Source organism: Halobacillus alkaliphilus (genome assembly GCF_900113125.1).
GTDB classification, from domain to species: Bacteria; Bacillota; Bacilli; order Bacillales; family Halobacillaceae; genus Halobacillus; species Halobacillus alkaliphilus.
Genome location: NZ_FOOG01000005.1, coordinates 126,238 through 153,067, shown reverse-complemented (window position 1 = coordinate 153,067; position 26,830 = coordinate 126,238). Strand labels below are relative to the sequence as shown.

The following is a 26,830-nucleotide window of genomic DNA, read 5'->3' as shown; positions in this document are numbered from 1 at the left end:
CCTCACTGTTTGACCATTACTTTGCAAAAATTCTCTAAAAGCTGCATGCCGGCTCTCCCGCTTTTTTCAGGATGAAACTGACTCGCTACCAGGTTATTACGACCTACGATGGCCGGTACTTCCAGGTGATAATCGGCTGTTGCATAGAGGATAGATGGATCAGAGGTCTGTACGACAAAGGAATGAACAAAATAAACATAGTCTTCTTTCACATCGGAAAGCAGCGGCTCTTCAGGCTGAAGAAGGTTCATCTTATTCCAGCCCATATGAGGTACCTTATAGGATTTCCCCTGTTCATTCACACCTGGAAATCTTACAATTTTGCCCGGAAAGAGACCCAGTCCTTCAGTTTCTCCGCCTTCCTCACTGGCTTCAAATAACAATTGCATGCCTAAGCAAATTCCGTAAATCGGTACACCTGCTTTGACTTTTTCTTTTATGAAAGGGATGAAGCCGTGTTCTTCCAGTGCTTTCATAGCATCAGGAAAAGCACCAACACCCGGCAGAATGTATCCATCACAATTCTCAATTTCGGCAGGACGTTCACCAAATATATAAGGAACTTTTAAACGCTCTAAAGCTTTAGAAACACTGAATAGATTTCCCATACCATAATCTATAATTCCTATCATTTATAAACTTCCTTTCGTACTTGGCACTCCTTTGACCCTGGGGTCAATTTGAGTTGCTTCGTCAAGCGCACGAGCAAGTGCTTTAAACATGGCTTCGACAATATGGTGCGTGTTATGCCCATGGTGAAGCACAATATGAAGGTTCATTCTTGCTTCTACCGCAAATTTCCAAAAAAACTCATGTACATTTTCCGTGTCAAAGGTACCCAGGCGGTCTTTAGGTAATTCCGCTTTCCACTCCAGATGCGGACGGTCACTAAGATCCACCGCTACTGTAACAAGAGTCTCATCCATAGGAAGGGTCATCGAACCATACCTTTTCATCCCAAACTTGTCTCCCAATGCTTCCCGGAATGCCTGGCCCAGACAAATACCAATATCCTCAGTCAAGTGGTGATCATCGACTTCGACATCCCCATGTCCTTTAACGGAAAGGTTAAATAAACCATGCTTTGCAAAAAGCTCGAGCATATGAGCTAAAAAAGGGACCTGCACATCCAGATCTGCTTTACCAGCACCATCAACGGAAATGCCAAGTTCAATGTTCGTTTCTCGCGTTTTACGTACAATTTCAGCGTACCTTTCATTGGTCATTTCCATCTCTCCTTCCTCGTATCAATTGCTTTTGCATGTGCTTCTAACCCTTCCAGTCTGGCAAAACGGGCAATCTTATCCCCATGTTTTTTCAGCGCTTCGGAACTGTAAGAAATAACACTCGACTTCTTAAGAAAATCGTCTACATTCAAAGGACTGGAAAAGCGAGCCGTACCGTTCGTCGGAAGTACATGATTCGGCCCGGCAAAATAATCACCTACAGGTTCGCTGCTATAAGGTCCGAGGAAAATAGCACCAGCATTTTTAATTTTACCTAAGTGCTGAAAAGGGTCGTCTGTTACAATTTCCAAGTGTTCAGGAGCGATTTCATTTACTGTAGTAATAGCTTCGCCCCACGTTTCGCATAAGAGAATCATTCCGTAATCCTCCACGCTTTTACGGGCAATCTCAGCACGAGGCAGTTCCTCTAATTGGTCCTTCACTTGTTGCTGCACCTGTTCGGCAAGCTGCTGACTCGTTGTTACAAGAACACTGGAGGAACGTGCATCGTGCTCAGCTTGAGACAGAAGATCAGCGGCTACTTCAGAAGCCAGGGCAGTGTCATCAGCCAATATAGCAATTTCACTGGGACCAGCAATCATATCGATGTCTACATCGCCGAAGACTTCCCTTTTCGCAAGGGCCACAAATACATTTCCTGGTCCAGTTATTTTATCTACAGCAGGAACGGACTCCGTCCCATAAGCCAGGGCTGCAATCGCCTGGGCACCGCCAACTTTATAAACGTCCTCAACGCCTAGAATATGAGCGGCAAGTAATACACCATCCGGAACCTTACCATCTTTTCCAGGGGGAGTGACCATGACGATCTTTTCCACTCCCGCTACCTGAGCCGGAATGACATTCATAAATACAGAAGACGGATAAGCTGCTGTGCCTCCAGGTACATACACCCCTGCCGCTTCAATAGCGGTGATTTTCTGGCCCAAAATTGTACCATCCTCTGATGCATCAAACCAGGAAGCAGGTCGCTGTTTTTCATGAAATTTGCGTATATTGGTCGCTGCTTCTTGAAGGATCTCTACAAATTCCCCATCAAGCGCTTCATATGCTTCTTCAAATTCTTGTGGTGAAACTTTGTATTGATCGATCTTTACCCCGTCGAAGCGTTCTGTGTAATTAAGTACGGCTTTGTCTCCCTGAGCTTTCACATCACCAATAATCGTCTGAACGGTTTTTCTCTGTTCCTCTGTTCCTTGCTCCACTCGGCGACGTAACGAAACACGGTCACTTTTTCGAATAATTTTCATTACTTTATTCCCTCCATGACGTCACTGAGGTTTGTCACCATATGTTCAATTTCTTCATTTTTCAAGCGATAGCTAACTGGATTTACAATTAATCGAGAAGTGATGTCGGCGATCTTTTCATATTCCACCAGACCATTCTCTTTTAAAGTCCTGCCTGTAGAAACAATGTCAACGATTCGGTCGGCCAGCCCAATTAGCGGCGCCAGTTCAATCGAACCATTGAGCGGAATTATTTCAATCTGCTCACCCTGTTCACGAAAATAATCGGAAGCCACTTTCGGATATTTAGTGGCAATCTTTGGTGCAATCCGGCTGAGAGGCTGATCCGGTACGCCTGCAACGGCTACATAACACGGACTGATTTTTAAATCGAGTACTTCATAGACATCACGATCCTGTTCCAGAAGCACATCTTTTCCAGCAATCCCAAGATCAGCGGCGCCATATTCTACATAGGTAACTACGTCCATCGGCTTGGCCATCATCACACGAATATTTTGCTCAGGAAATTCAAGGATAAGCTTCCGGGACTCTTCAAGATCTGCTCCCAAGTCATAACCGGCCCTTTTCATCAGCTCAGCTGCTTCCTCATATATCCGGCCTTTGGGCATAGCGATTGTCAGACGTTTATTCATCCTGACCACCTCCTACCTGAGTAAAATCAATTGTATTAGCTAATTGTGAGTAAAAAGCAGGAAGATCCGGTATTTGATCAACATGCTGGAGAAGAACCGCGCGTCCTTCTTTTCGATATTCATCTGCCTTTCTTTTTCCCTTTGCATACGAATCGTCGTCTACAATAATACCGATCCGTTCATCCTGATCCTCAAAATCATTCAGTGCTTCTACCAGGCGCTCTAAATGGACAGCAAAACCTGTAGCGGATGCATTTAGTTCAAAAGATGGGAGCAAGGTGTCATAGCGTCCACCATTACAAAGCAGAGCACCTAGATTTGGTGCATAACCTTCGAAAAGAATGCCGGTGTAATATTCCATATGGCTGATCAAATTTAAGTCAAACTGAATGTAGTCTTCTACGCCGTTCACTTTTAATAAACGATAGAGCTGTTTCAATTCATTGACTGCCTGCATACACGACTGATTTCGTGCCAGGGAACGACTGGCTTCAAAAATTTCTTCTCCGCCTCGCAGAGAGAGCAGTTCAAGTAGCGCCTGTTTTTTATCTCCCGAGATAGATAATGACTTCACACATTCTCTAAATCCAACATAATTTTTTCTATATAAATAATGAAGCAGAGTTTCCATCGTTTCTTCATCATCTCCGAGAAGATCACTGAAAAATGCTTTTACATATCCAATGTGACCGACAGTAATGACAAAATTATCGAGGCCCGTCTGTTTAAGTGAATCTACAAGCAGGGCAATAACTTCCGCGTCCCCATAAGAGGAGTGATCTCCAATCAATTCTGTTCCTACTTGCTCAAATTGTGCAGGTTTACCACCTTCAGCCTGCTGTGCACGAAAAACAGGACCGTCGTAAGCCAGACGCAGTGGAAACTCTCCGTTCTTTAACTGTGAAGCGGCTACACGAGCAATGGGCGCTGTCATATCCGGTCTGAGTACAAGTGTATGGCCTTGCTGGTCCAGTAGTTTGAATAACTGTTGATCCAGCGTCGCACTCACTTTTCCTACTGTATCGTGATACTCCATAAGCGGTGTATCCATAAACGAATAGCCATATGACAAGATGGCTTCTGATAACTGTCTTCTCGCTTTCGACTTTTGATTATAAAAAAAAGGGAGCGTGTCGCGCATCCCCAGTGGCTTTTCAAACATTAACCGTTTAACCAATGGTATTCATTCCTTTCGACAAATCCTTTAGCTTGCTAATATGCTAACAAAATAAAGATACAGCGTCAATCCTCAATCTCTCCCTTATGTTCCCCTCCTTATCATAGCAGAAACAATAGTTTCGGTCTTATTTGAGAGGTGAGGATGTTTAAAGAATCACGATAAATACCTTTATAATTTATGTTGCACATTGCTGAAGATTTAATAAGAATGTTACTACACTATCGAGCCGGATTGTGGAAGACTCAGTTTCGAGACACCTTAGGTCCGTCGCTAATAAATAGATCAGGGCGGCTACAGAAACAACTCGCTTTCCTGCGGCCCCAACAGGACGTGGCGATTTTAGTCGATCCTCCTTTTTACCACAAGTCTCCTCGGTCGCTTCACTCCTACAATAAAATAAGCTCCTATAGGAAATAGGAGCTTTTGGTTGGTCATTCTCTGGCTTTCGGCAAATCCAGTAATTCATTTGCGTAGCGAAGCGTCAAGGGCTCCCCTGTCACTTGTTCCTCTCCAAAAGCAAGCTGAACATAAATTTCAGCCACTTTTTCCGCATTTCCTCCATTCCCTCCCGCTTCAAGAGCGACAACGGCTTCATAAATTAATGCCATCTGTCTGGCAATTGATTTACTATAGTACGTCTGAATATCTGATGATTGATTGAGAATATCTGTAACCTGATCTCCCAAGGATTTAATTTCCTGTTTTACCACCTCTACTTGAGAAGCCAATCCATTGACCTGTTCAAGGCGCTGGATCATTTCTTCATAAAAAAAGGAATGAGCTTCAAATTTATTTAACAGACGTATGACCTCAAGGCCCAGTATATTTGCTGTACCTTCCCAGACTGTGAGCACTTGCGCGTCACGCAGCAGCCTGGGCATTACAAAGTCCTCAATGTATCCATTGCCGCCGTGTAATTCAATCGCTTCATGTGTAAATGCTACCGCCTGCTCTGCCGTTTCTTTTTTTAGAATTGCAATTTTGAGCCGGTTCATGACTTCTTCTGAAGAAGGCGTTGAGTTCTTGCTTAAGACAGACTCTTCGAAATGACTGACCATGTCAAAAACCGCTCTTGTTTCTATTTCCTGCTTTACACTCAAGCGGACCAGGGTATCCTTAATCATCGGAAAGTCAATCAGCCTGTTACCAAAAGTTTTCCGCTTACTAGCGTAATCCAAAGATTCTGTGTAAGCGCGCCTCATAATACCGATAGAGGCTGTAGCATTGCACACCCTGGATAAATTCAATGCTTCCATCATGTAATAGAAACCTTGTTCTGGCTTGCCAATAAGATAAGCTTCAGCCCCGCTGAATTCAACCTCCGCAGATGGAACAGCCCGAACACCAAGCTTGTCTTTCAATCTGCGGATCTGAATACCATTCAGATCCCCATTGTCTTTTCTCCAGGGAACTAAGAATAAACTGAGTCCCTTCGTGCCTGAAGGAGCATCTTCCAACCTTGCGAGAACCATCGCTATGCCGCATGCGCTAGCATTACTCGCAAAGTATTTTTCCCCGTAAATCAGGAAATGATTTTCTTCAGAAAAAGCTTTAACTTCATTAGCACCTACATCCGAACCACCCTGCCTTTCTGTTAAAAATGTCGCTCCTTCATATAATTCCACTTCCCCTGTAGAAAGGACATGAGGAAGATATCTATCCTTTAATTCCTGAGAAGCATAACGTTCGATTAAGTAAGCTGTGGCCATGGTCAATGTGACAGGACAGTAGAACCCTGTCTCCGCTTGCGATAGAAGGTAACCTTGAGCAAAGGAATAGACGTATCCGCCTGGACGTCCAAGTTCTGGTATATCTTTATGAATGTATCCCACAATTCCTGCTCCATATGTTTCCGCAATCGTTTTTTTATAGCCTTCATTTAACCACACTTCCGATTGGTCTTCCCCGAACTTATCATATTTTATTAACTTAGGTTGGCCTTCGCGATCTGTATGACGTGCCCGTCTGTCAATCTCACCGGCGCACAGAGCTCCAAATTCTTGCAGCTGTTCATCAGCCCATTCCCATAATGGCGGGTCCAAATATTCCTTTAAAATCATCTGCAGGTTTGAATCTTCCTCATAAAAATTCACAGTTTTCCTCCTACCGATTATGGATTTGGTCACGAAGCTGATTCTTCATTAATTTCCCTGTAGCGTTCCTAGGGAGTTCACTTATCCCTTCATAAATCTTCGGAATTTTATAATCTGCAATCTCATGTCGTAAGTATTCCTTGCAGTCTTCCGCAAGTTGATGCATTGTTCCGTCATGAACAATGAATGCTTTAACGGTTTCTCCCCAATCTGGGTGAGGGACACCAATTACGGCGGCATCCTGTACATGTGGGTGCCTGAGGAGCGCGTCTTCGATTTCACGAGGATAAACATTCGAACCACCCGAGATAATGATGTCTTTTTTACGATCTACTACCCAATAAAAGCCATCCTGATCTCTTTGCGCCAGATCCCCAGTGTATAGCCACCCGCCTTTCAGCGCTTCTTTTGTTTTTACTTCATCTTTATAATATCCTTTCATCGTTCCTTCTCCACGGAGAATGATTTCCCCTACTTCATCTATTCCAGTTTCATTTCCCTGCTCATCCACTACCTTCATCTCACAATTTAAGGCTGCTCTCTGGCCAATACTCCCTGCTTTCTCATCATGATCAAGCGGTAAGAGCAGTGACCCATTAGGTCCCGCTTCCGTTAAACCATATACACAGTATAATTGCTCTGTGTCCAGCTGTTCCTGAATGAACTGTACCTCACTCCTTGATAACGGAGCACCACCATAGACCCAATATTTCATCCAAGACAAGTCGGTCTCCGTCACCTTAGGGTGTTTGGCAGTTAATAGATAAGCTACCGGTGCACCGAAGAAATGAGTAGAACGTTCCGATGAAGCCAATTCAAGTAAAAGTTCCGGGCTAAAAGATGGAGCGAGAATATGAGCGGCACCCACATACGTTCCAGCAGCCATAAAAAGGTGAAGTGGCGCAGAATGACTAAGCGGCATCATATGCAGCATACGGCTCCCTGGTTTCATCTCCATTTCCACCGCCATCATTCGGGCTACTGTCAAAATATTGCGGTGAGTGAAGACCACTCCTTTCGGTTTTCCGGTTGTACCAGAAGTATAGAGGATCGAAGCCTCTGCATCTTCCTCGACTGTGTTCACGATATCCACCCCGCTTTCATAGGACATCAATTCTTCAAATGACAGCCAATCATCCGTAGCTGAACCTGTTTTGATAAATGTCCCTATTTTCTCGTGTACCAGATCAGCGACTTGTTCAAATAGAAGTTCATGAGTCAGAAAGAACGTCGTATCACTATGATTAAAAATATAGGATAGCTCGCTGTTGATTAATCGAGCATTCACAGGCACGGCAATGGCCCCAATCCGGTGAACAGCAAAATAACTGATGACAAATTCAATCGTATTCGGCATATGGATCATTACTTTATCGGCTCGCTGAATACCGAGCCTCCTTAAAGCATGTGCAAACTGATTTACTTTAGAATTCCATTCCTTATAAGTCACACGGGTAGTCGGAGTAATCAAACCCTCTTGCAGAGGATATTTACGGGACTGATAAGCTAAAAGTTCTGATAGATTCACAAGGGTTCCCCTTTCCTTTTTACTAACTCTTCTTCAAACTTCTGCAACCATGAATTCATCTCAGTCTTCAGTTGCTCCAATTCCACTAATCGACGGTCAATTTCTCTCATTTTTCTGCGACCATACTCCATTGTTTTTTCTAATTGCTGTACACCCGAAGGATCAAGATCAATCAGTTGGATCATGTTTTTAATTTCTTCTAATTGAAATCCATATTTCTTTCCGCGAAAAACAAGACTTAATCTTGTTATGTCTTTTCGGCTGAAGCGTCTATGTCCATTCTCTCGATGGGGATGAACGAGTCCAATTTCTTCATAATAGCGGATCGTCCTTGTGGTCACCTGAAATTTTTCTGCTACTTCAGCAATTGCTAAATCTTCAACCATCTTTCCCTCCCTGATCAGTTTGAAAATTCTAACAATTATAATATACCATTTACGTTAACGTTAAGTTCAACTATAAAAATTTGGAAATTATCATAAAAAACACCCTGTTTGTTAAACAGGGTGTGCTGCCTCATAGATTCTGTCGTGATTGTAATAGAAACAAAAAAGCGAGTAGGGATTGAGGAATTTCATCGCGCTTCTTCCACTCAATTAAGTATCCATTTATTTCTTCAAAGCGTTCTGCCGCTTCTACAGGAATGGCATTCTGTTTAATAACAGCCCAGACGGTCCCCACATGGTCCTTTACCTTATAGTGTCCAATATAAGGGTCCCCCTCCGCACTCCATCTACAATAATCTTTCTCTACATAGTGAAAGATCCTCCTGCCTGTGGCCTTATCTTTACTATCCTTTGTATAAGCCACATAATGCCCATTTGGGAGCTGGACATATCCGCGCCATGAGAACCCTCCCTTCTTCTCTATGTGGTACACAGCGTCTCCGTGTTGATTGTACATGGTATAGTCTGCAGAAAGAATCGATCCATAATAAGCTAAAAAAGTCAGCTTATGCAGGAAGCTGGGTTCTTCGTTAATACGAGTGTATGCCTTTCCATCCATATCATATAATGTGGCCTGAAAAAAATTTTTCGTACTATGACCCATATACATGCGCCCCGGAAGTTTTTCAACTGTATCGATCATATAATCTTTGGTAAAACCGCTATCGGTCTGTTTAGCTTTTTCATAATCGCGGAACCCGGTTTTTAACAAAGCTAGTCCGCTAATCGTTAACACAGGTCCGTACAGAAGACTCAATAGAAAACTTTGATATTGCCAGGCAAGTATGCTTAGTAAGAAAAAAAGTCCGGTGGCGACCAACACCCCTCCCGTAATCAGTTGCCTCCGGCCGTCCTGCCGGATCAGAGTTTGGACATTCAACATATTCTTCACCTCTGTCCTATTTTATGGTTCCTTTTGGTAATAGTTTCATAATTATAGTTTACCATATCCCTTTTTTTCCAATATAAGCACAAAAAAGCGCCCCGGAAATACGGGACGCTATTCGACGAAAATTTACACATATTCAATTGGGACTACGGCTTCTTTGAGAAGCTGGTCCAACTCTTGCGTGTAGTTGTGTTTTTGTTCATCGGTGTAATTCAAGGCTTGCGCCATATAGTTAATAACAGCTTCCTTGTGTTCATGAACCCAGTTAATATTAAAGAATAAAGCTGCCGTCCTGCGCACAAAGAAGTCTACGGGTTTATACGTGAATTCTGCTTCCAGTGCATAAGCAAGCTGGGCAAAAACCACCGGTTCAAGCTGCGCCTGTTGAGCTTCCTGTTTACAGTTTTTATAAATATGGAAAACCGCGTCTACATTGGATCCGTAAAGACGGACAAGTTTTTCAGCCGTTTCTTCGGAAAGACCGATGGATTCTCCAATCTGAATTCTCTCTTTTAAGAACTGCTTAAATCCTTGGGAGCCATTTACTTCTCCACCAGAAATCGGCATGTACTTCGTTTCAGAGTCAGAATAAAGAATTCCGTATTCCTCCATCAGTTGATCGCGTACGATATCTACAGCTTGTTGAGACATCTTACGGTAACCAGTTAATTTACCGCCTGCCATAGAAATCAAACCTGAATCAGAAATAAAGATTTCATCTTTTCGTGAAATTTCTGAAGGATCTTTTCCTTCCTCATGAATCAATGGACGTACCCCTGCCCAGCTGGATTCTACGTCTTCCGCCGTCACATCAACGGTTGGAAACATATCATGAATAGCATTAAGCACATAGTCACGATCATCTTCCGTCATGGTCGGGTGTGAGATCTCCTCCGAATACTGCGTATCGGTTGTACCCACATAAGTCTTACCGTCACGAGGAATGGCAAAGATCATTCGACCATCCGGGCTGTCGAAATAAATTGCCTGTTTAAGCGGGAATTTAGACTGATCGAACACAAGGTGTATTCCTTTTGTAAGCTGAAGGGTTTTTCCTTTTTTCGAGCCATCAATTTCACGCAGATCATCTACCCATGGTCCTCCTGCGTTAATAATTTTCTTAGCTTTCACATGATATTGCTTCCCGGAGATGGTATTTTCTATTTTAGCTCCGACCATCTTACCGTCTTCATTATAGATAAAATCGACCACTTTAGCGTAGTTAAGGGAATTTGCCCCATGCTCTACTGCTTTTTTCATAACTTCAAGCGTTAAGCGGGCATCATCAGTTTTATATTCTACATAGAAACCGGCCCCTTTAAGGTTTTCCTTCTTAACTAGTGGTTCCCGTTCTAGAGCTTCTTCAGGGCTGAACATCGTTCGGCGTTCCGATTTTTTCACCCCTGCCAGGTAATCATAAACACGCAGTCCAAGGCTTGTCGAAAATGGACCAAAGTTGCCTCCCTGATGGAACGGAAGCATCATCCACTCTGGTGTAGTTACGTGAGGACCATTTTCGTACACGATTTCACGTTCTTTCCCTACTTCTGCAACCATTTTAACTTCGAAATTCTTTAGGTAACGAAGACCACCATGGACAAGTTTTGTGGATCGGCTGGAGGTACCAGCTGCGTAATCCTGCATTTCAACTACTGTTGTTTTCATTCCTCGGCTGGCTGCATCAAGAGCAATCCCAGATCCGGTAATGCCGCCTCCAATGACAAGGACATCCCAATCTTCTTGGGTGAGTTTATCAAAATGTGATGTTCTCTCATAACTTGAGAAGGGTTTCATGTTATCTCTCCTTATTTCGTTGGGCTTGATTAATGTTACCATCTTCTGCTACGTTTATTCCCCATTATTCGCGGAAATATGTGTGCAATTACCTATTGTGATAGAATCTTTGACCGGATATAAAAAAAGAGACCACGAGTCACTTTATGTTATGTGCATAAAGGTTCGTGGTCTCTCCATATCTCCGACCGATTGAATTAACTTGTATTTCAATTATATCAGATTATTTCCCTAAGTCAAAAATCAGTCCTGCTTAAAGACTCGTGTAGCTTCTACTGCTTTTTGCCAGCCTTTGTAAAGATCCTCTCTTTTTTCCTTGTTCATCGTCGGTTCAAATTCACGCTCTATTTTCCACTGATTCGCAATATCCTCGCGGGTTTCCCAGAATCCAATGGCAAGACCAGCAAGATAGGCAGATCCAAGAGCTGTCGTTTCATTTACTTCAGGTCGTTCAACTGTAACTTCAAGCAGATCACTTTGGAACTGCATTAACAAGTTATTTTTTACCGCTCCTCCGTCTACCCGAAGTTTTTTGAGTTGAATGCCTGAGTCCTCTATCATAGCGTCCACAACATCCTTCGTCTGGTAAGCCAAAGATTCAAGTGTAGCCCTCACAAAGTGAGCTTTTGATGTACCCCGTGTAAGACCAAACACAGCTCCCCTGGCATCACTATCCCAGTAAGGTGTTCCTAAACCGACGAACGCCGGAACGACGTAGACGCCCTCTGTGTTGTTAACTTTTCCAGCAATCTCTTCACTTTGAGGTGCATCTTCAATCATTTGAAGACCATCTCTCAGCCACTGAATCGCCGATCCTGAAACAAATATACTGCCTTCCAAAGCGTACTCAACTTTTCCGTCAATTCCCCACGCAAGAGTGGTTAAAAGGCCATTGTCAGATTGAACTGCTTCCTCGCCAGTATTCATTAACATAAATCCACCTGTACCACAGGTGTTTTTAGCCATTCCTTTTTCAAAACAGGCTTGGCCGAATAAAGCGGCCTGTTGATCTCCAGCAACTCCGGCGATAGGAACTTCTTTTCCGTAAAAATGATAATCAACGGTATGAGCATAAATTTCCGAGGACGGTTTAACCTCTGGAAGCATACTTTTTGGCACACCCAGGATGTCGAGCAATTCGTCATCCCATTTTAAGTCAAAGATGTTATACATGAGAGTACGGGAAGCATTCGAATAATCCGTAACGTGAGCATTTTTTCCAGACAGTTTATAAATCAGCCACGTATCAATTGTACCGAACATTAATTCTCCATTTTCAGCTTTTTCCCGTGCTCCATCAACATGATCAAGTATCCATTTCACTTTCGTACCTGCGAAATAGGGATCAAGCAATAGACCAGTTTTATCCCGGAATGTGTCATTCAAACCTTGCTCACGGAGTTCATTACAAATACTCTGGGTCTGTCGGGACTGCCATACAATCGCTTTATAGATCGGCTTCCCGGTATTCCGATCCCAAACCACTGTTGTTTCACGCTGGTTCGTAATGCCAATTCCCGCCACCTGGCCTGGGTCAATATCGGCTCTTCTAAGTACATCCGCTATACATGCGAGTACCGAAGTCCAAATTTCGTCGGCGTCGTGCTCAACCCAGCCGGGCTTAGGAAAGTGCTGTTCAAATTCTTTCTGACCTGTTTCTACAATTTCACCTTTATGGTTGAATAAGATAGCTCGTGAACTTGTAGTTCCCTGGTCAATCGATAAGATGTATTTTTCCATCGTTTATGCTTCCTCCTCTAATTATTAAGTATTAAGTAGTTTGAACTTTCTTCAACTCTATTCTCATAGATAAAATAAGCAGGGTTACTATAATTAAAGATAATACCCAGAATCCTGCCGTGTAACTTCCTTTGAAAATGGCCTGGTAGAATAAACCTCCATACACGCCTCCGATAATCGGGCCAAGTACAGGAACCCATGAATAGCTCCAATCGGATCCACCTTTACCAGGAATAGGAAGAACGGCATGAGCTATTCTTGGACCCAAATCACGCGCGGGGTTGATGGCGTAGCCGGTTGTAGCTCCAAGAGACATACCGATGGCTACAATTAACAAGCCGACAATTATGGGGTTCAGCCCTTCAGTGAATTCGTTTGCCCCAATGAACAAAATCCCCATCACTAGTACGAAGGTTCCAATTATTTCACTGATTAAATTGGAAATTGGACTACGGATTGCTGGGTCTGTACAAAAAATAGACTTAATCGCTAATTGATCTTCTGTATCCTTCCAGTGAGGGATATAATGAAAGAATACGATGACTGCGCCTATAAAAGCGCCTGTCATCTGAGCAGCAATATACATAGGTACTTTTTGCCATGGAAAATCTCCAACGGATGCCAGTCCTAGCGTAACTGCAGGGTTAATATGTCCACCCGTCAGTTTTCCTACGGCATAAACGCCCATGGCTACAGCCAGCCCCCATGCTACAGTAATAAGAACCCATCCTCCGTCTGCTTTCGTATCTTTCAAGTTGGCACCGGCAATAACGCCCCCACCAAGAATGATAAGTATCATCGTTCCAATCAATTCACCCATGAACTCAGTCAATAGTCTTCTCTCCTTCCTCATAGCCGTTCATACATAGAAAAAAAACCACACAAACTAATCGCTTCAGCTGAAAGCGTTTGTGTGGCTTCGTCAGTTTCAATCACGAAAGGACTGAAGTTTACCTTTGCTTATATTGCCATAAACCAGAACGTGAAGTTGAAACTGCTGAAGCCCCCGCTTCAAGAGCTCGATTGATCTCATCATTCGTTCGAATCAAACCGCCAGCAATAACAGGGATGTCCAATTGATCTTTAATCTCTTTTATCATTCCCGGTAAGACCCCAGGTAAAACTTCGACAAAATCAGGCTTTGTTTTTTGGATGATTGATATATTATGGTCAATAGCCTGACTGTCTATTAGAAATAAACGCTGAACAGATATAAGATCATGCTTTTTAGCCTGATGGATTACATTGGCCCTTGTCGATATCACCCCATCGGGTTTAACTTCCTGGGCTACATATTCCATTCCATAATCATCCGCTTTCAATCCTTGAATTAAGTCAATGTGTACAAGTATCTTTTTCCCAGCTTTTTGTCCGATTCTTACCAGTTTTCGAAGTAATCCCAAGCGGCTGTCAAGTATAATTATATATTCCGTTTCGCTATCTAATAAAGCTTCAAAATCTTTAATCTTCCGCACAGCCGGCAGGACAGATTGATGAATATTCATCAGTTCACCTCATTTCTTTTATGAACCTTCGATAAAAATGATGCTGGGGATTCCTTTCTTTTCCCTTTAGGATGAAGAACTAGGGAAAGCGGGTCTCCATAATTATCAGGCACTACGCTTGCAGTGAGTCATTTATAACTCAATTGGATTCCTTACGCGCGTCCATTTCTTCCTTTGTATAAATTATTTTCATTGGATTACCTCCAACAAAGGTTCCAGCCGGCACGTCTTTATGAACAAGCGTACCTGCGGAGACCACTGCATGATTACCTATTGTAATACCCGGGAGAATCGTCGTATTGGCCCCAATCAGTACTTCATCCCCGATGGTGACATCTCCTAATCGATATTCATCAATTAAATACTCATGAGCTAGTATGGTTGTATTATAGCCGATCACCGTATTGTGGCCTACTCGAATCCGTTCCGGAAACATAATATCTACCATAACCATTAAGGCGAACGCGGTTTGCTTTCCAACTTCCATACGTAAAAGTGTCCGATAGAGCCAGTTTTTCATCCCCAGAAAAGGGGTGTAGCGAGCCAGCTGAATGACCGTAAAGTTTTTAACCACCTTGAAAAACGGCACCGTCTTATAGATGTGCCATAAAGAATTCGCACCTTCAACTGGATAACGTTCCGTTTTTCTCATCGGTTATCCCCCTGTAATTTCAAGCAGTTCACTCATATGGTTAAGCATATAATCAGGCTTAAGCTGCTCAAGTACTTCTCTGCCTTTAACCGTCCATGCTACACCTGCCGTGTGAGTACCAGCGTTATGACCGGCTTCAATATCGTGTGTGTTATCTCCAACCATCAAGGCCTCGGAGGCTTTGGAGTCTAATGCGTGAAGAGCCTTAACGATAGGTTCAGGATGTGGTTTTGCATTGGTTACATCATCAAGGGTGATAATGGTTTCAAACAAGCCGTCAAGCCCAGTAATTTCAAGGCCCATCTGAACCGTGTTTTTCATTTTGGTAGTTACAATCCCCATTCTGTAACCTGCTTCCTTTAACTGGCGGATTGTATCCACGACTCCGTCATAAGCCCTGACATAAGCCTCATGATTTTCAATATTATGTTTCCGATACGTTTCTACCATGTCTTCCACACGCTCGGGATTAATCTTTTCTAAACTCTCACGAAGAGGAGGACCTATAAAGTCCAGAATTTCATCTCTAGTGTACGAGCGATCACTGTACTCCTTTATGGTATGTGTAAATGAAGCAATAATCAGGTCATTCGTATCGATCAGGGTTCCATCTAAATCAAATAGAATGGTGCGTATGTTCATTCGAAGTTTCCTTTCTCTCTTGTTGTAGTTTATTCCATATAAAACCGACAGAAGCGGTAAGTAATATAGCTGTCACCAGCCGTATTGCGAGCAGTGGCCATATTGGTATCCCAAGCGGGATAAAAATCAGTGTATCCTCTACCACAGCGTGACAGGACACTAGAAAAATGAGGGCTAAATACATGTCCTTCTTGGACACCCCATCTTCCTCCACAGCCTGAATCATTAAACCAGCACCATAGGCCAGGCCTATCGTTAATCCAGCTGCCAGCGTCATCGAGGTGTTTCGCTCCATCCCAAGAAAACGAGTTGCTGGAGCAACCCATTCTGAGAAGCGGTCCAGCCAGCCTTTTTCGCGTAAATATTGCATAAAAACCATTAATGGAATGACAATGAAAGCCAGTTGGAGAATTCCCATAAAAGCTGTCTCCAAGCCCTGCCATATAATCTCATTCCATCCTTCTGGATCAGCGGCTTTCTCCGGAGTCAAGCCGTATTTAGCTGCGCTGCTTCCACCATTCCAAATAAGATTGATAAAAATAGCAGACAAGAAAGCCAGGCCGATCCTAATTCCAGCCACAAACCACCAGCTGACTCCAACCCGCTTCGCAACCGTTGATTCTATCAGCAGATTATGGGAAAAGGACATCATCACCGCCATAATAAAAACCTCTTTCACCGTGAAATCAAAAGAAATAATCGCGGCAATACCAGCATACAAATTCAAAAAGTTGCCTAAAACAAGCGGAACAGCTGCTTCCCCTGATAGTCCAATCCATTGCATCAGTGGTTCTAATTGATCCATAACCCACGACAGCACTGGTGTAAATTGAAGGATCGTTACTATAAGAGTTACTGGAAAAATAACCTTTCCAAGTGACCACGTGAGGTCTAGTCCTTTCCTTCCCCCTCGTAATAAAATGCCCTTCATTTCCTACTCTCCCTTATTTTGCTTTCTTTCCGTTATAATATTTATCCGCATACCCAGCTTTTCTACGATAAACCATCACGGCTACAGCGAATAAGACTAAGACGATGGAAATGAATTGAGCCATACGAATTTCCCCGAATAAATAGAGACTATCTGTGCGCATACCTTCAATAAAGAATCGTCCTACAGAATACCAGATTACATAGCTTAAGAATACTTCTCCACGACGAGGATTAAATTTATGACGCAGTACCAGAAGAAGAATAAACCCTAGGATATTCCAAAACGATTCATATAGAAAAGTCGGATGATAAACCGTGCCTTCAATACACATTTGTTGATTGATAAATCCAGGCAAATATTGCATGAAATTATTGTAAAAAGCTTCTGAAACAGGGCCGCCATGAGCTTCCTGGTTCATAAAGTTCCCCCAGCGTCCAATCGCTTGTCCAAGAATTAAACTCGGTGCAGCAATATCCGCCATCATCCAAAAGGAAATTCCTTTTACCCGCGTATATATAACGGCTGTGAGTACGGCTCCTATTAAAGCCCCGTGAATAGCAATACCGCCTTCCCACACGGCAAAAACCTTCCACCATGGACCGCCGGCATATCGATCCCATTCGAAGATTACGTAATAAATTCTTGCAAATAAAATGGATACTGGAATTGCATAAACTACAATATCCACCATATAGTCTTTTTTAAGTCCCAGACGTTCGGTTTCATTGGTCGCAATCCACAGTCCTAAAAAGGCGCCAGTTGCGATAATAAATCCATACCAGTAAATAGGTAAAGGCCCCAATTGGATTAAGACAGGATCCAGAGCCTCAGGTGTACAAGTCATGTCGCGCACGCTCCTTAATCATTTTGCTGATCTTGATCGATTACATTGGTTAAACGTTCCGAAAATTCTTCAGCAGCATTTACTCCCATACGCTTCAGACGGAAGTTCATGGCTGCTACTTCGATAATGACAGCCAGATTACGTCCAGGGCGAACCGGTATGGTAGCTTTAGGGATTTCTACGTCCATAATTTTCATTGTTTCTTCTTCGAGCCCGAGACGATCATACTGTTTGTTTTTCTCCCATAATTCAAGATTAATAATGAGCGTGATTCGTTTAAAACTCCGTACAGCCCCTGCACCAAATAACGTCATAACGTTAATAATACCAAGTCCACGAATTTCCAGCAGATGTTCGATGAGGGGCGGGCTGTTTCCTATTAACGTATCATAGTCTTCCTGACGGATTTCTACACTATCGTCAGCCACAAGACGATGGCCGCGCTTGACCAACTCAAGTGCGGTCTCACTTTTACCTACACCACTTTGTCCAGTAATGAGCACACCTATCCCATAAATGTCTACTAAGACACCATGGATAGCCGTAAATGGTGCAAATTTTGTTTCAAGAAAATTTGTGAGGCGGCTGATCACTCTCGTTGTTTTATGAGGAGAGCGCATTAATGGTACCCCGGCTTCCTGGGCAGCGGTGATTAATTCACTCGGAATGTCCATACCTCTTGTGATAACGATGCCGGGTGTAACATCCGTACACAGTTTCTCTGATCTTTCCTGACGCTGTTCATTGGATAGCTCATTGAAATATGAAAGTTCAGTCTTCCCGAGAAGCTGCAAACGCTCTTTAGGGTAAAACTTAAAGTAACCTGTCATCTCCACCCCTGGACGCGAAATGTCACTTGTATGTATTTCACGGTGTACACCATCTTTCCCAGCCACCAATTCCAGTTGAAATTGATCCAATAAATCTTCTGTACGTACTTTACTCATCTATTAAAGACCTCCTTAGTCGTTCGATCACTAAACACTATTGTAGCATGTTTTACAGGATCTTGGACATACGCAGAAAACGTGCAAATCAGATAGCCTGCACGCTTGTAAGAAAAAAAGGGGTAAGAGCAGGAGATCAATCAGAATGCTCTACATCGCCTATTTAGAAGTCTCTGTTACTCGGTTTTGATTTTACAGTAAAGCTCCCGTTTGTTGAAGATACAGTTTCGAGATATCTAGCTAGAGAGTTAGGTCCTGCGGTGAACGATTTCGCTTTCCGGCCCTGCACGACGCAGGGTCGTTCGACGTTGCCACAGGACGTGGCGATCTTAGTCGAACATCCCTTGTGGTAAGCTTCCTCAGGCTTCGCCTTCCGGGATCTTACCGATCATGTTCATCCACAGAGTCTTCATCGTCCCCCTCCGGACCTTGCCGAAATAGGGAGCTCGAAATCATGGTTGAAACACTGGTTTATGGTGGAGACTTATTTAAGAACGAGCTTGTCCGCCTGGATAATCCTGCTATAGAAGCATCTGAGGCGGATCAAGCATCGCCCTATCGCCTATAGAAGGGTCCGTCTCACTCTTCCATCATAGGGTGGCGAAGGAAACGACGAGACTCCCACGGGAGAAGGAGCTAGGCGAGACCCCACAGGGAGTGAATGAAGCGACCGAGGAGGCTTGCCAGTTCCCCCGTAGGAAAGCGAGTTGTTTCCGTAGCCATCCCCTCTCTATTTTAGTAAAGGACTCAATTTATCTCGAAACTGAGTCTTACAGTAACCGACCCTATTGTTGAACAGAGTCTGATGAAAATCAATGATAAAATTTTTAAGGTGCATCCAAAAAAACCCGTTCAAGCAATTGGTGCTTGAACGGTTTTTCCTATTTCATATCTTTAATCAGGCTATTCAATATTAAATTAATGATCGATATAATAATGGCCGCAATTATAGCCATTCCAAAACCTGCTATTTCAAATGTACTGCCGAGGAATACATCGGTCAGCCATAAGGTAATAGCATTAATAACTAACAGAAACAGCCCCAGTGAAACTATCGTTATGGGCAACGTTAATACGACTAGAATGGGACGGACAATCGCATTTAAAATCGACAATATAAAAGCAGCCAATAAGGCACCGCCGACGCCATCAATATGGATCGACTCAAATAAAGTACCGACTGCAATAATTGCGATCGCATTTACCAAAATATGCAGCAGCCAGCTTTTCACATAAATCACCCACTTTCTTCTATAAGATTATTCATTCTTGACCGGAAGGAGAAACCGTAACTGAGCCTGTTTTCGTTTCCGCCTCTAAATGATAAGCCGATTCATATTCTTCAAATGCTTCAAACGTCAATTGCTTATTGACCACCTCTTTTTTATCATCCAGAATTTTATAATTATCGATTTGACAATTTAAGTTGCCAAAGTTTGTACGGAGCTTTCCATCCACACGTTTATGTTTGGGCAGAGACACTTTAATGCTGCCTGTAGTGGCTTTGTAGAAACCAGTATGGGCTTTTTCTCCAAAATGATCGACTGTAATGCTTCCACTTACAGCAGACACATCACTTTTTCCAAAGTCACCGCCCAGTGTAACGGCACCGTTTAAAGTATCCATTTCACACATATCAAATACGCCATCGGCGACCGTAATAGCTCCATTACCTGTCTCCACTTTACAGGTTTCACCAGTGACACTGTTCAACTGGATCCTTCCATTGGAAGTTTTGAGCTGGTAGTAATCACTATCCATGTGATTAACAGTGATGGTGCCGTTTGCCAGTTTGGATTTAATAAAGTCATATCTCTTTTTAGGAAGAGTGAGGTGAATGAACGTTTTAATTTTCTTAGAAGGACTGGCTAAACGTAAAAGTCCATTATGAATATCAAATTGGCCATCTGCTAAGAAGTGACTCCTGGCTTCTTCTTCAGTATCCACCTGATAAACTCGCACGTGATAAGCGGCTTTTACATAGTCACCATCCCATGTGTCTACATCAAGAGAACCGTTAGCAATCGAAATATCTATATCGTTAAAATCATCGGATTCAGTCTGTGTCTCATAATCAAACTCTACATACTCACCAAACGAAAGATCGAAATCAGTGTTTTTTATTTTTTCAACAGCGTCGCCGAGGAAATTTTTAAGTCCATATTTCTTTTTCTCTTTTTCTTCTGCTTTTGATTCATCAGCTTCCCTGTTTTCTACAGCAGCGAGAAGCTTAGCTCCCTCTTCGGCTGATATATTGCCTTCTTCAATCATTTTTAAAATTTTCATGCGTTCTTCGTTCATACCTACCATCTCCTTTTCTCATTAGTAAAGCATTCCCGGCATTTGGAGTGAAAAAACCAATTAAAAATACACCTTGAAAAAGACAGGCGTTGTCAATTCCAAGGTGTCATAATTATTACGTAAACGAATAACGGTAAAATCGTTCGGTTTTCAAACGTTCCAACTGTTCTGGCTGATTATTTAATAAACTCATCATACCATCAGCCTGAGAAAGGTGTGCCTTGATTGCTGCTAATTTGTGTTCCCAGTAAGGTGTGATATCGTAAATCAGCTCAGGCTCTCCAAGCTCAGCTTCATGATTGTTAGAAATGGCATGCATCCATACCTCTGGGCGTTTATACGAATCAATCTTTTTCACTGCTTCTACCGCTGCAGCACCTAACGCGTCATGATCCGGATGGACGGCATACCCTGGATAATGGGTAATCACCAACGTAGCATTAAGATCCTCAATCTTTTCTTTCAGATGACTTGCAACTTGCTCGATAGGTTCGAATTCAAGGGTTTTATCCCGATAGCCAAGGTACTCAACATTAATGTCCAGCTGTTTCGCTGCTTCTTCCAGTTCTTTTTTACGGTAGGAAGACAGCGTCTCCCGGTTAGCAAATACAGGATTGCCCATATTTCTGCCCATCTCTCCAAGAGTACCGCATAAGTAAGTAACCGGTACGCCTTTCTCTCTGTATTTAGCTATCGTGCCTGAAGCACCGAAAGATTCATCATCAGGGTGTGGAAAAATAACGACTACGTGTTCTTCACTCATCAGGATCAGCCTCATGTGAAAATGGGGTTTCACTAATTTCCAAGGCTACCATTAAACGTCCTTCACGATCATGGCCGGCCATAAGTAAACGATTCTTATCATCAATTTCAAAATCGCTCACCCCTTCTGCGTAAATCCATCCAATATCTAATTTTAGACCCACACGATAGGAGCCTCCTGTGCTGACGATTTTACCATGCTGGTATTTAACGAGAGCATTACGAATAAACGCACCAACATTATAGGCTTCTTCATTAAAGTGGCTCGCATAGGCCCCGTTAGTAGTTTCTAAATGTACATATACATCTTTTTTAGCCAAGCTGTCAATCTTTTTTTGAACTTCGGTCTGACTAATTGGTTTCATTGCGAATTCCTCCTGTCTAAACATCCTGATGACCAGAAATTTCAACTAGAACATTTCTGTGTGTACCTGGTTTGTGTGTATAGACCAAAGGAGAAGCCCTCTCCTTTGGCCATCAGTCTAACCTATCCACCACGATACTGAACTTGGAGGGAGGCGTCAAAACATCTACTCGTTAGCTGCTTTTTCCTTGGACTGTACCCTTTCCTTCATACGCTTACGATCACGTTCCAATACTGGCTTAAGATAATGGCCAGTATAGGAGGCTTTCGTTTCCGCTACTTCTTCAGGGGTACCGGTAGCAATAATTTCTCCGCCTTTGTCCCCGCCTTCAGGGCCAAGATCGAGTATATAATCCGCTTCTTTTATTACGTCAAGATCATGTTCGATAATCAATACGCTGTCCCCATTATCGACAAGCCGCTGGAGCACTTTTAAGAGACGGGAGATATCATCCACATGAAGACCTGTAGTAGGTTCATCAAGGATGTAAAAGGACTTCCCGCTCGAACGCCGGTGAAGTTCACTGGCGAGCTTCACCCGTTGAGCTTCACCTCCAGAGAGTGTGGTGGCAGGCTGTCCAAGTTTAATGTATTCCAGACCTACATCGGCTACTGTCTGCAACTTCCTTTTAATCTTTGGAATGTTATTAAAGAAATCCAAAGCTTCTTCAATCGTCATAGCTAATACATCTGCAATACTTTTCCCTTTATATTTCACCTCCAGAGTTTCCCTATTATAGCGCTTGCCATCACATACTTCACAAGGAACATAAACATCTGGAAGGAAATGCATTTCAATTTTAATAATTCCATCCCCGCGACAGGCTTCACAACGCCCGCCTTTTACATTAAAACTAAAACGGCCTTTTTTATACCCTCGAATCTTAGCTTCATTCGTTTGAGCAAATACATCACGGATATTATCGAATACTCCAGTGTAAGTCGCCGGGTTTGAACGAGGTGTACGGCCGATTGGTGATTGATCAATATCGATCACTTTCTCCAAATGCTCCATACCTTCTATTGTTTTATGCTTACCTGGTTTTTCTTTGCCTCTATGCAATTTCATGGAAAGCGATTTATATAGAATCTCATTTATAAGGGTACTTTTACCAGACCCTGACACGCCTGTAACAGCCGTGAACAGACCCAATGGTATTTGGGCATTAACATTTTTTAAATTATTTTCTTCTGCCCCTTTAATCTTCAGGAAGCGCTCATCGGGTTTTCTTCTCTCCGAAGGAAGTGGAATGAATTTTTTTCCAGAGAGATACTGACCCGTTAATGACTTGCCGCTTTTCATCACTTGCTTAGGTGTACCCTGTGAGACGATCTGACCGCCGTGAGCACCAGCTCCTGGCCCAATATCAATTAAATAATCAGCTGCGAGCATTGTATCTTCATCATGCTCCACTACAATCAGCGTGTTATCCAGATCCCTCATACGCTTCAACGTATTGATCAACCGATCGTTGTCACGCTGATGAAGCCCAATAGAAGGCTCGTCTAGAACATAAAGCACGCCGGTTAGAGCAGAACCAATCTGGGTTGCAAGACGAATACGCTGAGCCTCGCCTCCTGAGAGTGTTCCGGCAGAACGGGATAAGGTTAAATAATCCAGCCCGACGTTTGCGAGGAAACTGAGTCTTTCACAGATTTCTTTTAAGATCATACGGGCAATCGTTTCTTCTTTTTCAGTCAATTCAAGTCCTTCAAAGAATTCCTTTGCTTCGGTTACGGAATAATCAGTTGTTATACCAATATGCTTTCCGTTGATTAATACGGCGAGGGCTTCTTCATTCAAGCGGTTGCCTTTACACTTAGGACAGGGTTTTTGAGCCATATATTTTTCCATTTGCTCGCGAATAAAATCTGAACTCGTTTCACGATACCGACGGGAAATATTTGGTATTACTCCCTCGAAGAAAATTTCATTTTCCCTGACTTTTCCGAAATCATTTTCGTAACGGAAGTAAACTTTTTCATCGCCGCTTCCATATAAGATTCGCTCCATATGTTCCTTCGGTAAATCCTGAATAGGTACATCCATATCTATTCCATAATGATCTGCTACACTTTTCAGGAGTTGAGGGTAATACTGGGAACTGGTTGGTTCCCACGCCGCAATGGCATGTTCTTTCAGAGAACGAGACCAGTCGGGTATGACCAGGTCAATATCTACTTCTAACTGAGTTCCGAGACCATCACATCGGTTACAAGCACCGTAAGGACTGTTGAAAGAGAACATTCTCGGCTCCAGTTCACTGACAGAAAAGCCGCAGATTGGGCAGGCATGATGTTCAGAGAAAGACAATTCTTCCTCTCCTATTACATCCACAAGGGTATGCCCCCCGCCTAATTTTAAGGCCGTTTCAATTGAATCGGATAACCGGCCTTCTACCCCTTCTTTAACAACAATCCGATCCACTACCACTTCAATCGAATGTTTTTTATTTTTATTTAAATTTATTTCCTCGGAAATTTCACGCATTTCTCCATCAACTCGCAGACGAACGTACCCTTCTTTCTGCAATTGTTCAAATACTTTGGCGTGCTCACCTTTTCGGCCTGAGACCACTGGGGAAAGAATTTGCATTTTTGTTCTTTCTGGATACTCCATAATTTGATCAACCATCTGCTGTACGGTCTGCGAATTAATTTCAATTCCATGTTTTGGACAAGTAGGACGTCCTATGCGTGCGAACAGCAGACGTAGATAGTCATAAATTTCAGTTACCGTCCCCACTGTTGATCTGGGGTTACGACTGGTGGTTTTCTGATCGATCGAAATAGCTGGAGAAAGACCTTCTATGGAGTCCACATCCGGTTTATCCATTTGCCCTAAGAATTGCCGGGCATAGGCACTTAGAGATTCGACATAACGTCGCTGCCCCTCAGCGTAGATGGTATCGAACGCTAGAGAAGACTTCCCGGAACCAGACAATCCTGTCATAACGACCAGTTTATTCTTTGGAATATCAATATCGATCCCTTTTAAATTGTGGGCCCGGGCTCCTTTAATACTAATATGCTTGCTGGCCATACTTCCTCATCCCTCCGCTTTTAATTCCAATAATATATCACGTAATTCAGCCGCTCTTTCGAAATCTAAATCGCGAGCTGCCTGTTTCATTTCTGTTTCCATATTGTCAATCGTTTCCTGGCGTTCTTTCTTCGTCATTTCAGAAGGACGTTTCATACCGCTGTCATAAGAACCTTCTTCTTCGGAAACGGCTGTAGCTTTAATAACATCACGGACTTCTTTGCGGATTGTTTTCGGTGTAACCCCGTGCTCTTCGTTATAAGCAATCTGCTTTTCACGTCGCCTGTATGTTTCATCGATTGCAAACTGCATCGACTTCGTGATTTTATCCGCGTACATAATAACGCGCCCGTTTTCGTTACGTGCAGCTCTTCCAATCGTCTGAATCAGGGAACGGTCCGACCTCAAGAACCCTTCTTTATCAGCGTCGAGAATAGTAACTAAAGAAACCTCCGGAATGTCAAGACCTTCTCTAAGCAGGTTAATACCGATAATTACATCGTATTTTCCTACACGCAAATCGCGGATAACTTCAATTCTCTCCAACGTCTTTATTTCAGAGTGCAAGTAAGCTACTTTAATGCCAAGTTCTTTCAAATAATCCGTAAGGTCTTCAGACATTTTCTTCGTTAATGTCGTTACAAGTACACGTTCATTCCTTTCGGCGCGCTTATTAATTTCGCCTACAAGGTCATCGATTTGACCATGAATCGGGCGCACATCAATTTCTGGATCAAGCAGTCCCGTAGGCCTGATAATCTGTTCGATAACTTTTGGTGTGTGTTCCAATTCATAGGGTCCGGGAGTAGCAGATACATAAGTAATCTGATTGATATGGTTTTCAAACTCAGGAAACTTCAGGGGCCGGTTATCAAGTGCAGAAGGCAGTCGAAAACCGTGATCAACAAGCACCTGTTTACGCGCCTGGTCCCCATTGTACATACCCCGTACTTGAGGAAGTGTAACGTGCGACTCATCCGCCATAATCATGAAGTCATCCGGGAAGTAATCCAGCAGCGTGTATGGAGTTGCCCCAGGCTCACGAAACGTCAGGTGACGAGAGTAGTTCTCGATCCCTGAACAAAAACCCATTTCATTCATCATTTCCAAATCATAATTCGTCCGCTGCTCTAAGCGCTGAGCTTCAAGCAATTTATTTTGATCACGCAATTCTTTCACGCGTTCGATCATTTCCTGCTCTATATTTACAATTGCTTTTTTAAGCTTGGATTCTCGTGTTACGAAGTGAGAGGCTGGGAAAATCGCTACATGTTCACGGTCCCCCATAACTTCTCCTGTCAGAACGTCTATTTCGCGGATCCGATCGATTTCATCACCAAAAAACTCGACACGGATAGCATGCTCTTCACGTGAAGCCGGTATGATTTCAACCGAATCCCCACGTACGCGGAACGTCCCCCGCTGGAAATCAATATCGTTACGTGCATACTGAATATCTACCAGATTACGCAATAGTTCGTCACGATCTTTTTCCATTCCTGAACGGATCGATAGTACCTGGCTGCGGTATTCGTCTGGAGAACCTAAACCGTAAATACAAGATACACTTGCCACAATAATAACGTCATTTCGTTCAAACAAAGCTGAAGTTGCCGAGTGTCTCAGCTTATCAATTTCATCGTTAATACTCGCGTCTTTTTCTATAAATGTGTCAGAGGAAGGCACATAGGCCTCCGGCTGATAATAGTCATAATAGCTGACAAAATATTCGACAGCGTTATTTGGAAAGAACTCTTTAAACTCGCTGTAAAGCTGGCCGGCCAGCGTTTTGTTGTGGGCAATGATCAATGTAGGTTTATTAACTTCCTGGATCACGTTGGACATGGTGAACGTTTTACCTGTCCCTGTCGCCCCCAAAAGAGTCTGGTGTTTTTCACCACGATTTATTCCATCCACAAGCTCTTGAATCGCTCGCGGCTGATCTCCCTGCGGGGAATATTGTGAAACCAATTCGAATTTATTCTCCATGACGAAAACCTCCGTTCTTAACTAGTCATCATTAGTTTACCACAT

The 26,830-nt window shown here is 43.1% G+C and carries 24 protein-coding genes; all 24 read right to left on the bottom strand.

The window, feature by feature from the left end; all coding sequences use genetic code 11:
* Positions 1–2: 2 nt before the first annotated feature.
* Positions 3–632, bottom strand: coding sequence for an imidazole glycerol phosphate synthase subunit HisH (gene hisH, locus BMZ06_RS05140; protein WP_089750785.1), 630 nt, complete (start codon positions 630–632; stop codon positions 3–5).
* Positions 633–1,226, bottom strand: coding sequence for an imidazoleglycerol-phosphate dehydratase HisB (gene hisB, locus BMZ06_RS05135; protein ID WP_089750783.1), 594 nt, complete (start codon positions 1,224–1,226; stop codon positions 633–635).
* The gene (gene hisD / locus BMZ06_RS05130) at positions 1,223–2,497 is read right to left on the bottom strand and encodes a histidinol dehydrogenase (RefSeq protein ID WP_089750782.1); all 1,275 of its coding nucleotides are present in this window, start codon (positions 2,495–2,497) and stop codon (positions 1,223–1,225) included. The genes hisB and hisD overlap by 4 nt, the downstream gene beginning before the upstream one ends.
* Complete coding sequence (gene hisG, locus BMZ06_RS05125) at positions 2,497–3,132, bottom strand: ATP phosphoribosyltransferase (RefSeq protein WP_089750780.1); 636 nt, start codon at positions 3,130–3,132, stop codon at positions 2,497–2,499. Before hisG ends, hisD begins: the two co-directional genes overlap by 1 nt.
* A complete protein-coding gene (locus BMZ06_RS05120; RefSeq protein ID WP_089750778.1) occupies positions 3,125–4,309 on the bottom strand; it encodes an ATP phosphoribosyltransferase regulatory subunit in 1,185 nt (394 codons plus the stop codon). Before BMZ06_RS05120 ends, hisG begins: the two co-directional genes overlap by 8 nt.
* Before the next feature lie 434 nt (positions 4,310–4,743).
* Positions 4,744–6,405, bottom strand: a complete 1,662-nt coding sequence (locus BMZ06_RS05115) for an acyl-CoA dehydrogenase family protein (RefSeq protein WP_175477802.1) — start codon at positions 6,403–6,405, stop codon at positions 4,744–4,746.
* Between the two features lie 10 nt (positions 6,406–6,415).
* Complete coding sequence (locus BMZ06_RS05110) at positions 6,416–7,933, bottom strand: class I adenylate-forming enzyme family protein (protein WP_089750776.1); 1,518 nt, start codon at positions 7,931–7,933, stop codon at positions 6,416–6,418.
* Positions 7,930–8,319 carry a MerR family transcriptional regulator gene (locus BMZ06_RS05105; protein WP_089750774.1) on the bottom strand — a complete coding sequence of 130 codons (390 nt, stop codon included), beginning with the start codon at positions 8,317–8,319 and terminating at the stop codon, positions 7,930–7,932. Before BMZ06_RS05105 ends, BMZ06_RS05110 begins: the two co-directional genes overlap by 4 nt.
* 130 nt (positions 8,320–8,449) lie before the next feature.
* Complete coding sequence (locus BMZ06_RS05100; RefSeq protein ID WP_139205802.1) at positions 8,450–9,259, bottom strand: hypothetical protein; 810 nt, start codon at positions 9,257–9,259, stop codon at positions 8,450–8,452.
* 135 nt (positions 9,260–9,394) lie between these two features.
* The gene (locus BMZ06_RS05095) at positions 9,395–11,062 is read right to left on the bottom strand and encodes a glycerol-3-phosphate dehydrogenase/oxidase (RefSeq protein WP_089750770.1); all 1,668 of its coding nucleotides are present in this window, start codon (positions 11,060–11,062) and stop codon (positions 9,395–9,397) included.
* A 243-nt stretch (positions 11,063–11,305) separates the two neighbouring features.
* Positions 11,306–12,802 (bottom strand): glycerol kinase GlpK, encoded by a 1,497-nt coding sequence (gene glpK / locus BMZ06_RS05090; protein WP_089750769.1) that lies wholly within the window; start codon positions 12,800–12,802, stop codon positions 11,306–11,308.
* 31 nt (positions 12,803–12,833) lie between these two features.
* A complete protein-coding gene (locus BMZ06_RS05085; protein ID WP_089750767.1) occupies positions 12,834–13,634 on the bottom strand; it encodes an MIP/aquaporin family protein in 801 nt (266 codons plus the stop codon).
* A 118-nt stretch (positions 13,635–13,752) separates the two neighbouring features.
* Positions 13,753–14,307 (bottom strand): glycerol-3-phosphate responsive antiterminator, encoded by a 555-nt coding sequence (locus tag BMZ06_RS05080; RefSeq protein ID WP_089750765.1) that lies wholly within the window; start codon positions 14,305–14,307, stop codon positions 13,753–13,755.
* Positions 14,308–14,446: 139 nt separating this feature from the next.
* Complete coding sequence (locus BMZ06_RS05075; protein WP_089750763.1) at positions 14,447–14,959, bottom strand: acyltransferase; 513 nt, start codon at positions 14,957–14,959, stop codon at positions 14,447–14,449.
* Positions 14,960–14,962: 3 nt separating this feature from the next.
* Positions 14,963–15,601 (bottom strand): pyrophosphatase PpaX, encoded by a 639-nt coding sequence (gene ppaX, locus BMZ06_RS05070; protein ID WP_089750761.1) that lies wholly within the window; start codon positions 15,599–15,601, stop codon positions 14,963–14,965.
* A complete protein-coding gene (locus tag BMZ06_RS05065; protein ID WP_089750758.1) occupies positions 15,576–16,532 on the bottom strand; it encodes a nucleoside recognition domain-containing protein in 957 nt (318 codons plus the stop codon). The genes ppaX and BMZ06_RS05065 overlap by 26 nt, the downstream gene beginning before the upstream one ends.
* 13 nt (positions 16,533–16,545) lie before the next feature.
* Positions 16,546–17,379 (bottom strand): prolipoprotein diacylglyceryl transferase, encoded by an 834-nt coding sequence (gene lgt, locus BMZ06_RS05060; RefSeq protein WP_089750755.1) that lies wholly within the window; start codon positions 17,377–17,379, stop codon positions 16,546–16,548.
* 14 nt (positions 17,380–17,393) lie between these two features.
* A complete protein-coding gene (gene hprK / locus BMZ06_RS05055) occupies positions 17,394–18,326 on the bottom strand; it encodes an HPr(Ser) kinase/phosphatase (protein WP_089750753.1) in 933 nt (310 codons plus the stop codon).
* Between the two features lie 881 nt (positions 18,327–19,207).
* Positions 19,208–19,558 carry a phage holin family protein gene (locus BMZ06_RS05050; RefSeq protein WP_089750815.1) on the bottom strand — a complete coding sequence of 117 codons (351 nt, stop codon included), beginning with the start codon at positions 19,556–19,558 and terminating at the stop codon, positions 19,208–19,210.
* A 31-nt stretch (positions 19,559–19,589) separates the two neighbouring features.
* Complete coding sequence (locus BMZ06_RS05045) at positions 19,590–20,627, bottom strand: DUF4097 family beta strand repeat-containing protein (RefSeq protein ID WP_089750751.1); 1,038 nt, start codon at positions 20,625–20,627, stop codon at positions 19,590–19,592.
* 115 nt (positions 20,628–20,742) lie between these two features.
* Positions 20,743–21,390 carry a bacillithiol biosynthesis deacetylase BshB2 gene (gene bshB2, locus BMZ06_RS05040; RefSeq protein ID WP_089750749.1) on the bottom strand — a complete coding sequence of 216 codons (648 nt, stop codon included), beginning with the start codon at positions 21,388–21,390 and terminating at the stop codon, positions 20,743–20,745.
* Positions 21,383–21,754 (bottom strand): YojF family protein, encoded by a 372-nt coding sequence (locus BMZ06_RS05035; protein WP_089750746.1) that lies wholly within the window; start codon positions 21,752–21,754, stop codon positions 21,383–21,385. The genes bshB2 and BMZ06_RS05035 overlap by 8 nt, the downstream gene beginning before the upstream one ends.
* A gap of 165 nt (positions 21,755–21,919) precedes the next feature.
* Positions 21,920–24,796, bottom strand: a complete 2,877-nt coding sequence (gene uvrA, locus BMZ06_RS05030; RefSeq protein ID WP_089750744.1) for an excinuclease ABC subunit UvrA — start codon at positions 24,794–24,796, stop codon at positions 21,920–21,922.
* Positions 24,797–24,802: 6 nt separating this feature from the next.
* Positions 24,803–26,785, bottom strand: coding sequence for an excinuclease ABC subunit UvrB (gene uvrB / locus BMZ06_RS05025; RefSeq protein ID WP_089750742.1), 1,983 nt, complete (start codon positions 26,783–26,785; stop codon positions 24,803–24,805).
* Positions 26,786–26,830: the final 45 nt, after the last annotated feature.

Coding starts and splice junctions, on each gene's coding strand:
- BMZ06_RS05075 (WP_089750763.1), bottom strand. CDS start 14,959: ATGAGAAAAACGGAACGTTATCCAGTTGAAGGTGCGAATTCTTTATGG.
- glpK (WP_089750769.1), bottom strand. CDS start 12,802: ATGGAAAAATACATCTTATCGATTGACCAGGGAACTACAAGTTCACGA.
- BMZ06_RS05105 (WP_089750774.1), bottom strand. CDS start 8,319: ATGGTTGAAGATTTAGCAATTGCTGAAGTAGCAGAAAAATTTCAGGTG.
- bshB2 (WP_089750749.1), bottom strand. CDS start 21,390: ATGAGTGAAGAACACGTAGTCGTTATTTTTCCACACCCTGATGATGAA.
- BMZ06_RS05065 (WP_089750758.1), bottom strand. CDS start 16,532: ATGAAGGGCATTTTATTACGAGGGGGAAGGAAAGGACTAGACCTCACG.
- hisG (WP_089750780.1), bottom strand. CDS start 3,132: ATGAATAAACGTCTGACAATCGCTATGCCCAAAGGCCGGATATATGAG.
- BMZ06_RS05035 (WP_089750746.1), bottom strand. CDS start 21,754: ATGAAACCAATTAGTCAGACCGAAGTTCAAAAAAAGATTGACAGCTTG.
- BMZ06_RS05095 (WP_089750770.1), bottom strand. CDS start 11,062: ATGAAACCCTTCTCAAGTTATGAGAGAACATCACATTTTGATAAACTC.
- BMZ06_RS05080 (WP_089750765.1), bottom strand. CDS start 14,307: ATGAATATTCATCAATCTGTCCTGCCGGCTGTGCGGAAGATTAAAGAT.
- hprK (WP_089750753.1), bottom strand. CDS start 18,326: ATGAGTAAAGTACGTACAGAAGATTTATTGGATCAATTTCAACTGGAA.
- hisH (WP_089750785.1), bottom strand. CDS start 632: ATGATAGGAATTATAGATTATGGTATGGGAAATCTATTCAGTGTTTCT.
- lgt (WP_089750755.1), bottom strand. CDS start 17,379: ATGACTTGTACACCTGAGGCTCTGGATCCTGTCTTAATCCAATTGGGG.
- uvrB (WP_089750742.1), bottom strand. CDS start 26,785: ATGGAGAATAAATTCGAATTGGTTTCACAATATTCCCCGCAGGGAGAT.
- ppaX (WP_089750761.1), bottom strand. CDS start 15,601: ATGAACATACGCACCATTCTATTTGATTTAGATGGAACCCTGATCGAT.
- uvrA (WP_089750744.1), bottom strand. CDS start 24,796: ATGGCCAGCAAGCATATTAGTATTAAAGGAGCCCGGGCCCACAATTTA.
- BMZ06_RS05045 (WP_089750751.1), bottom strand. CDS start 20,627: ATGAACGAAGAACGCATGAAAATTTTAAAAATGATTGAAGAAGGCAAT.
- hisB (WP_089750783.1), bottom strand. CDS start 1,226: ATGACCAATGAAAGGTACGCTGAAATTGTACGTAAAACGCGAGAAACG.
- hisD (WP_089750782.1), bottom strand. CDS start 2,497: ATGAAAATTATTCGAAAAAGTGACCGTGTTTCGTTACGTCGCCGAGTG.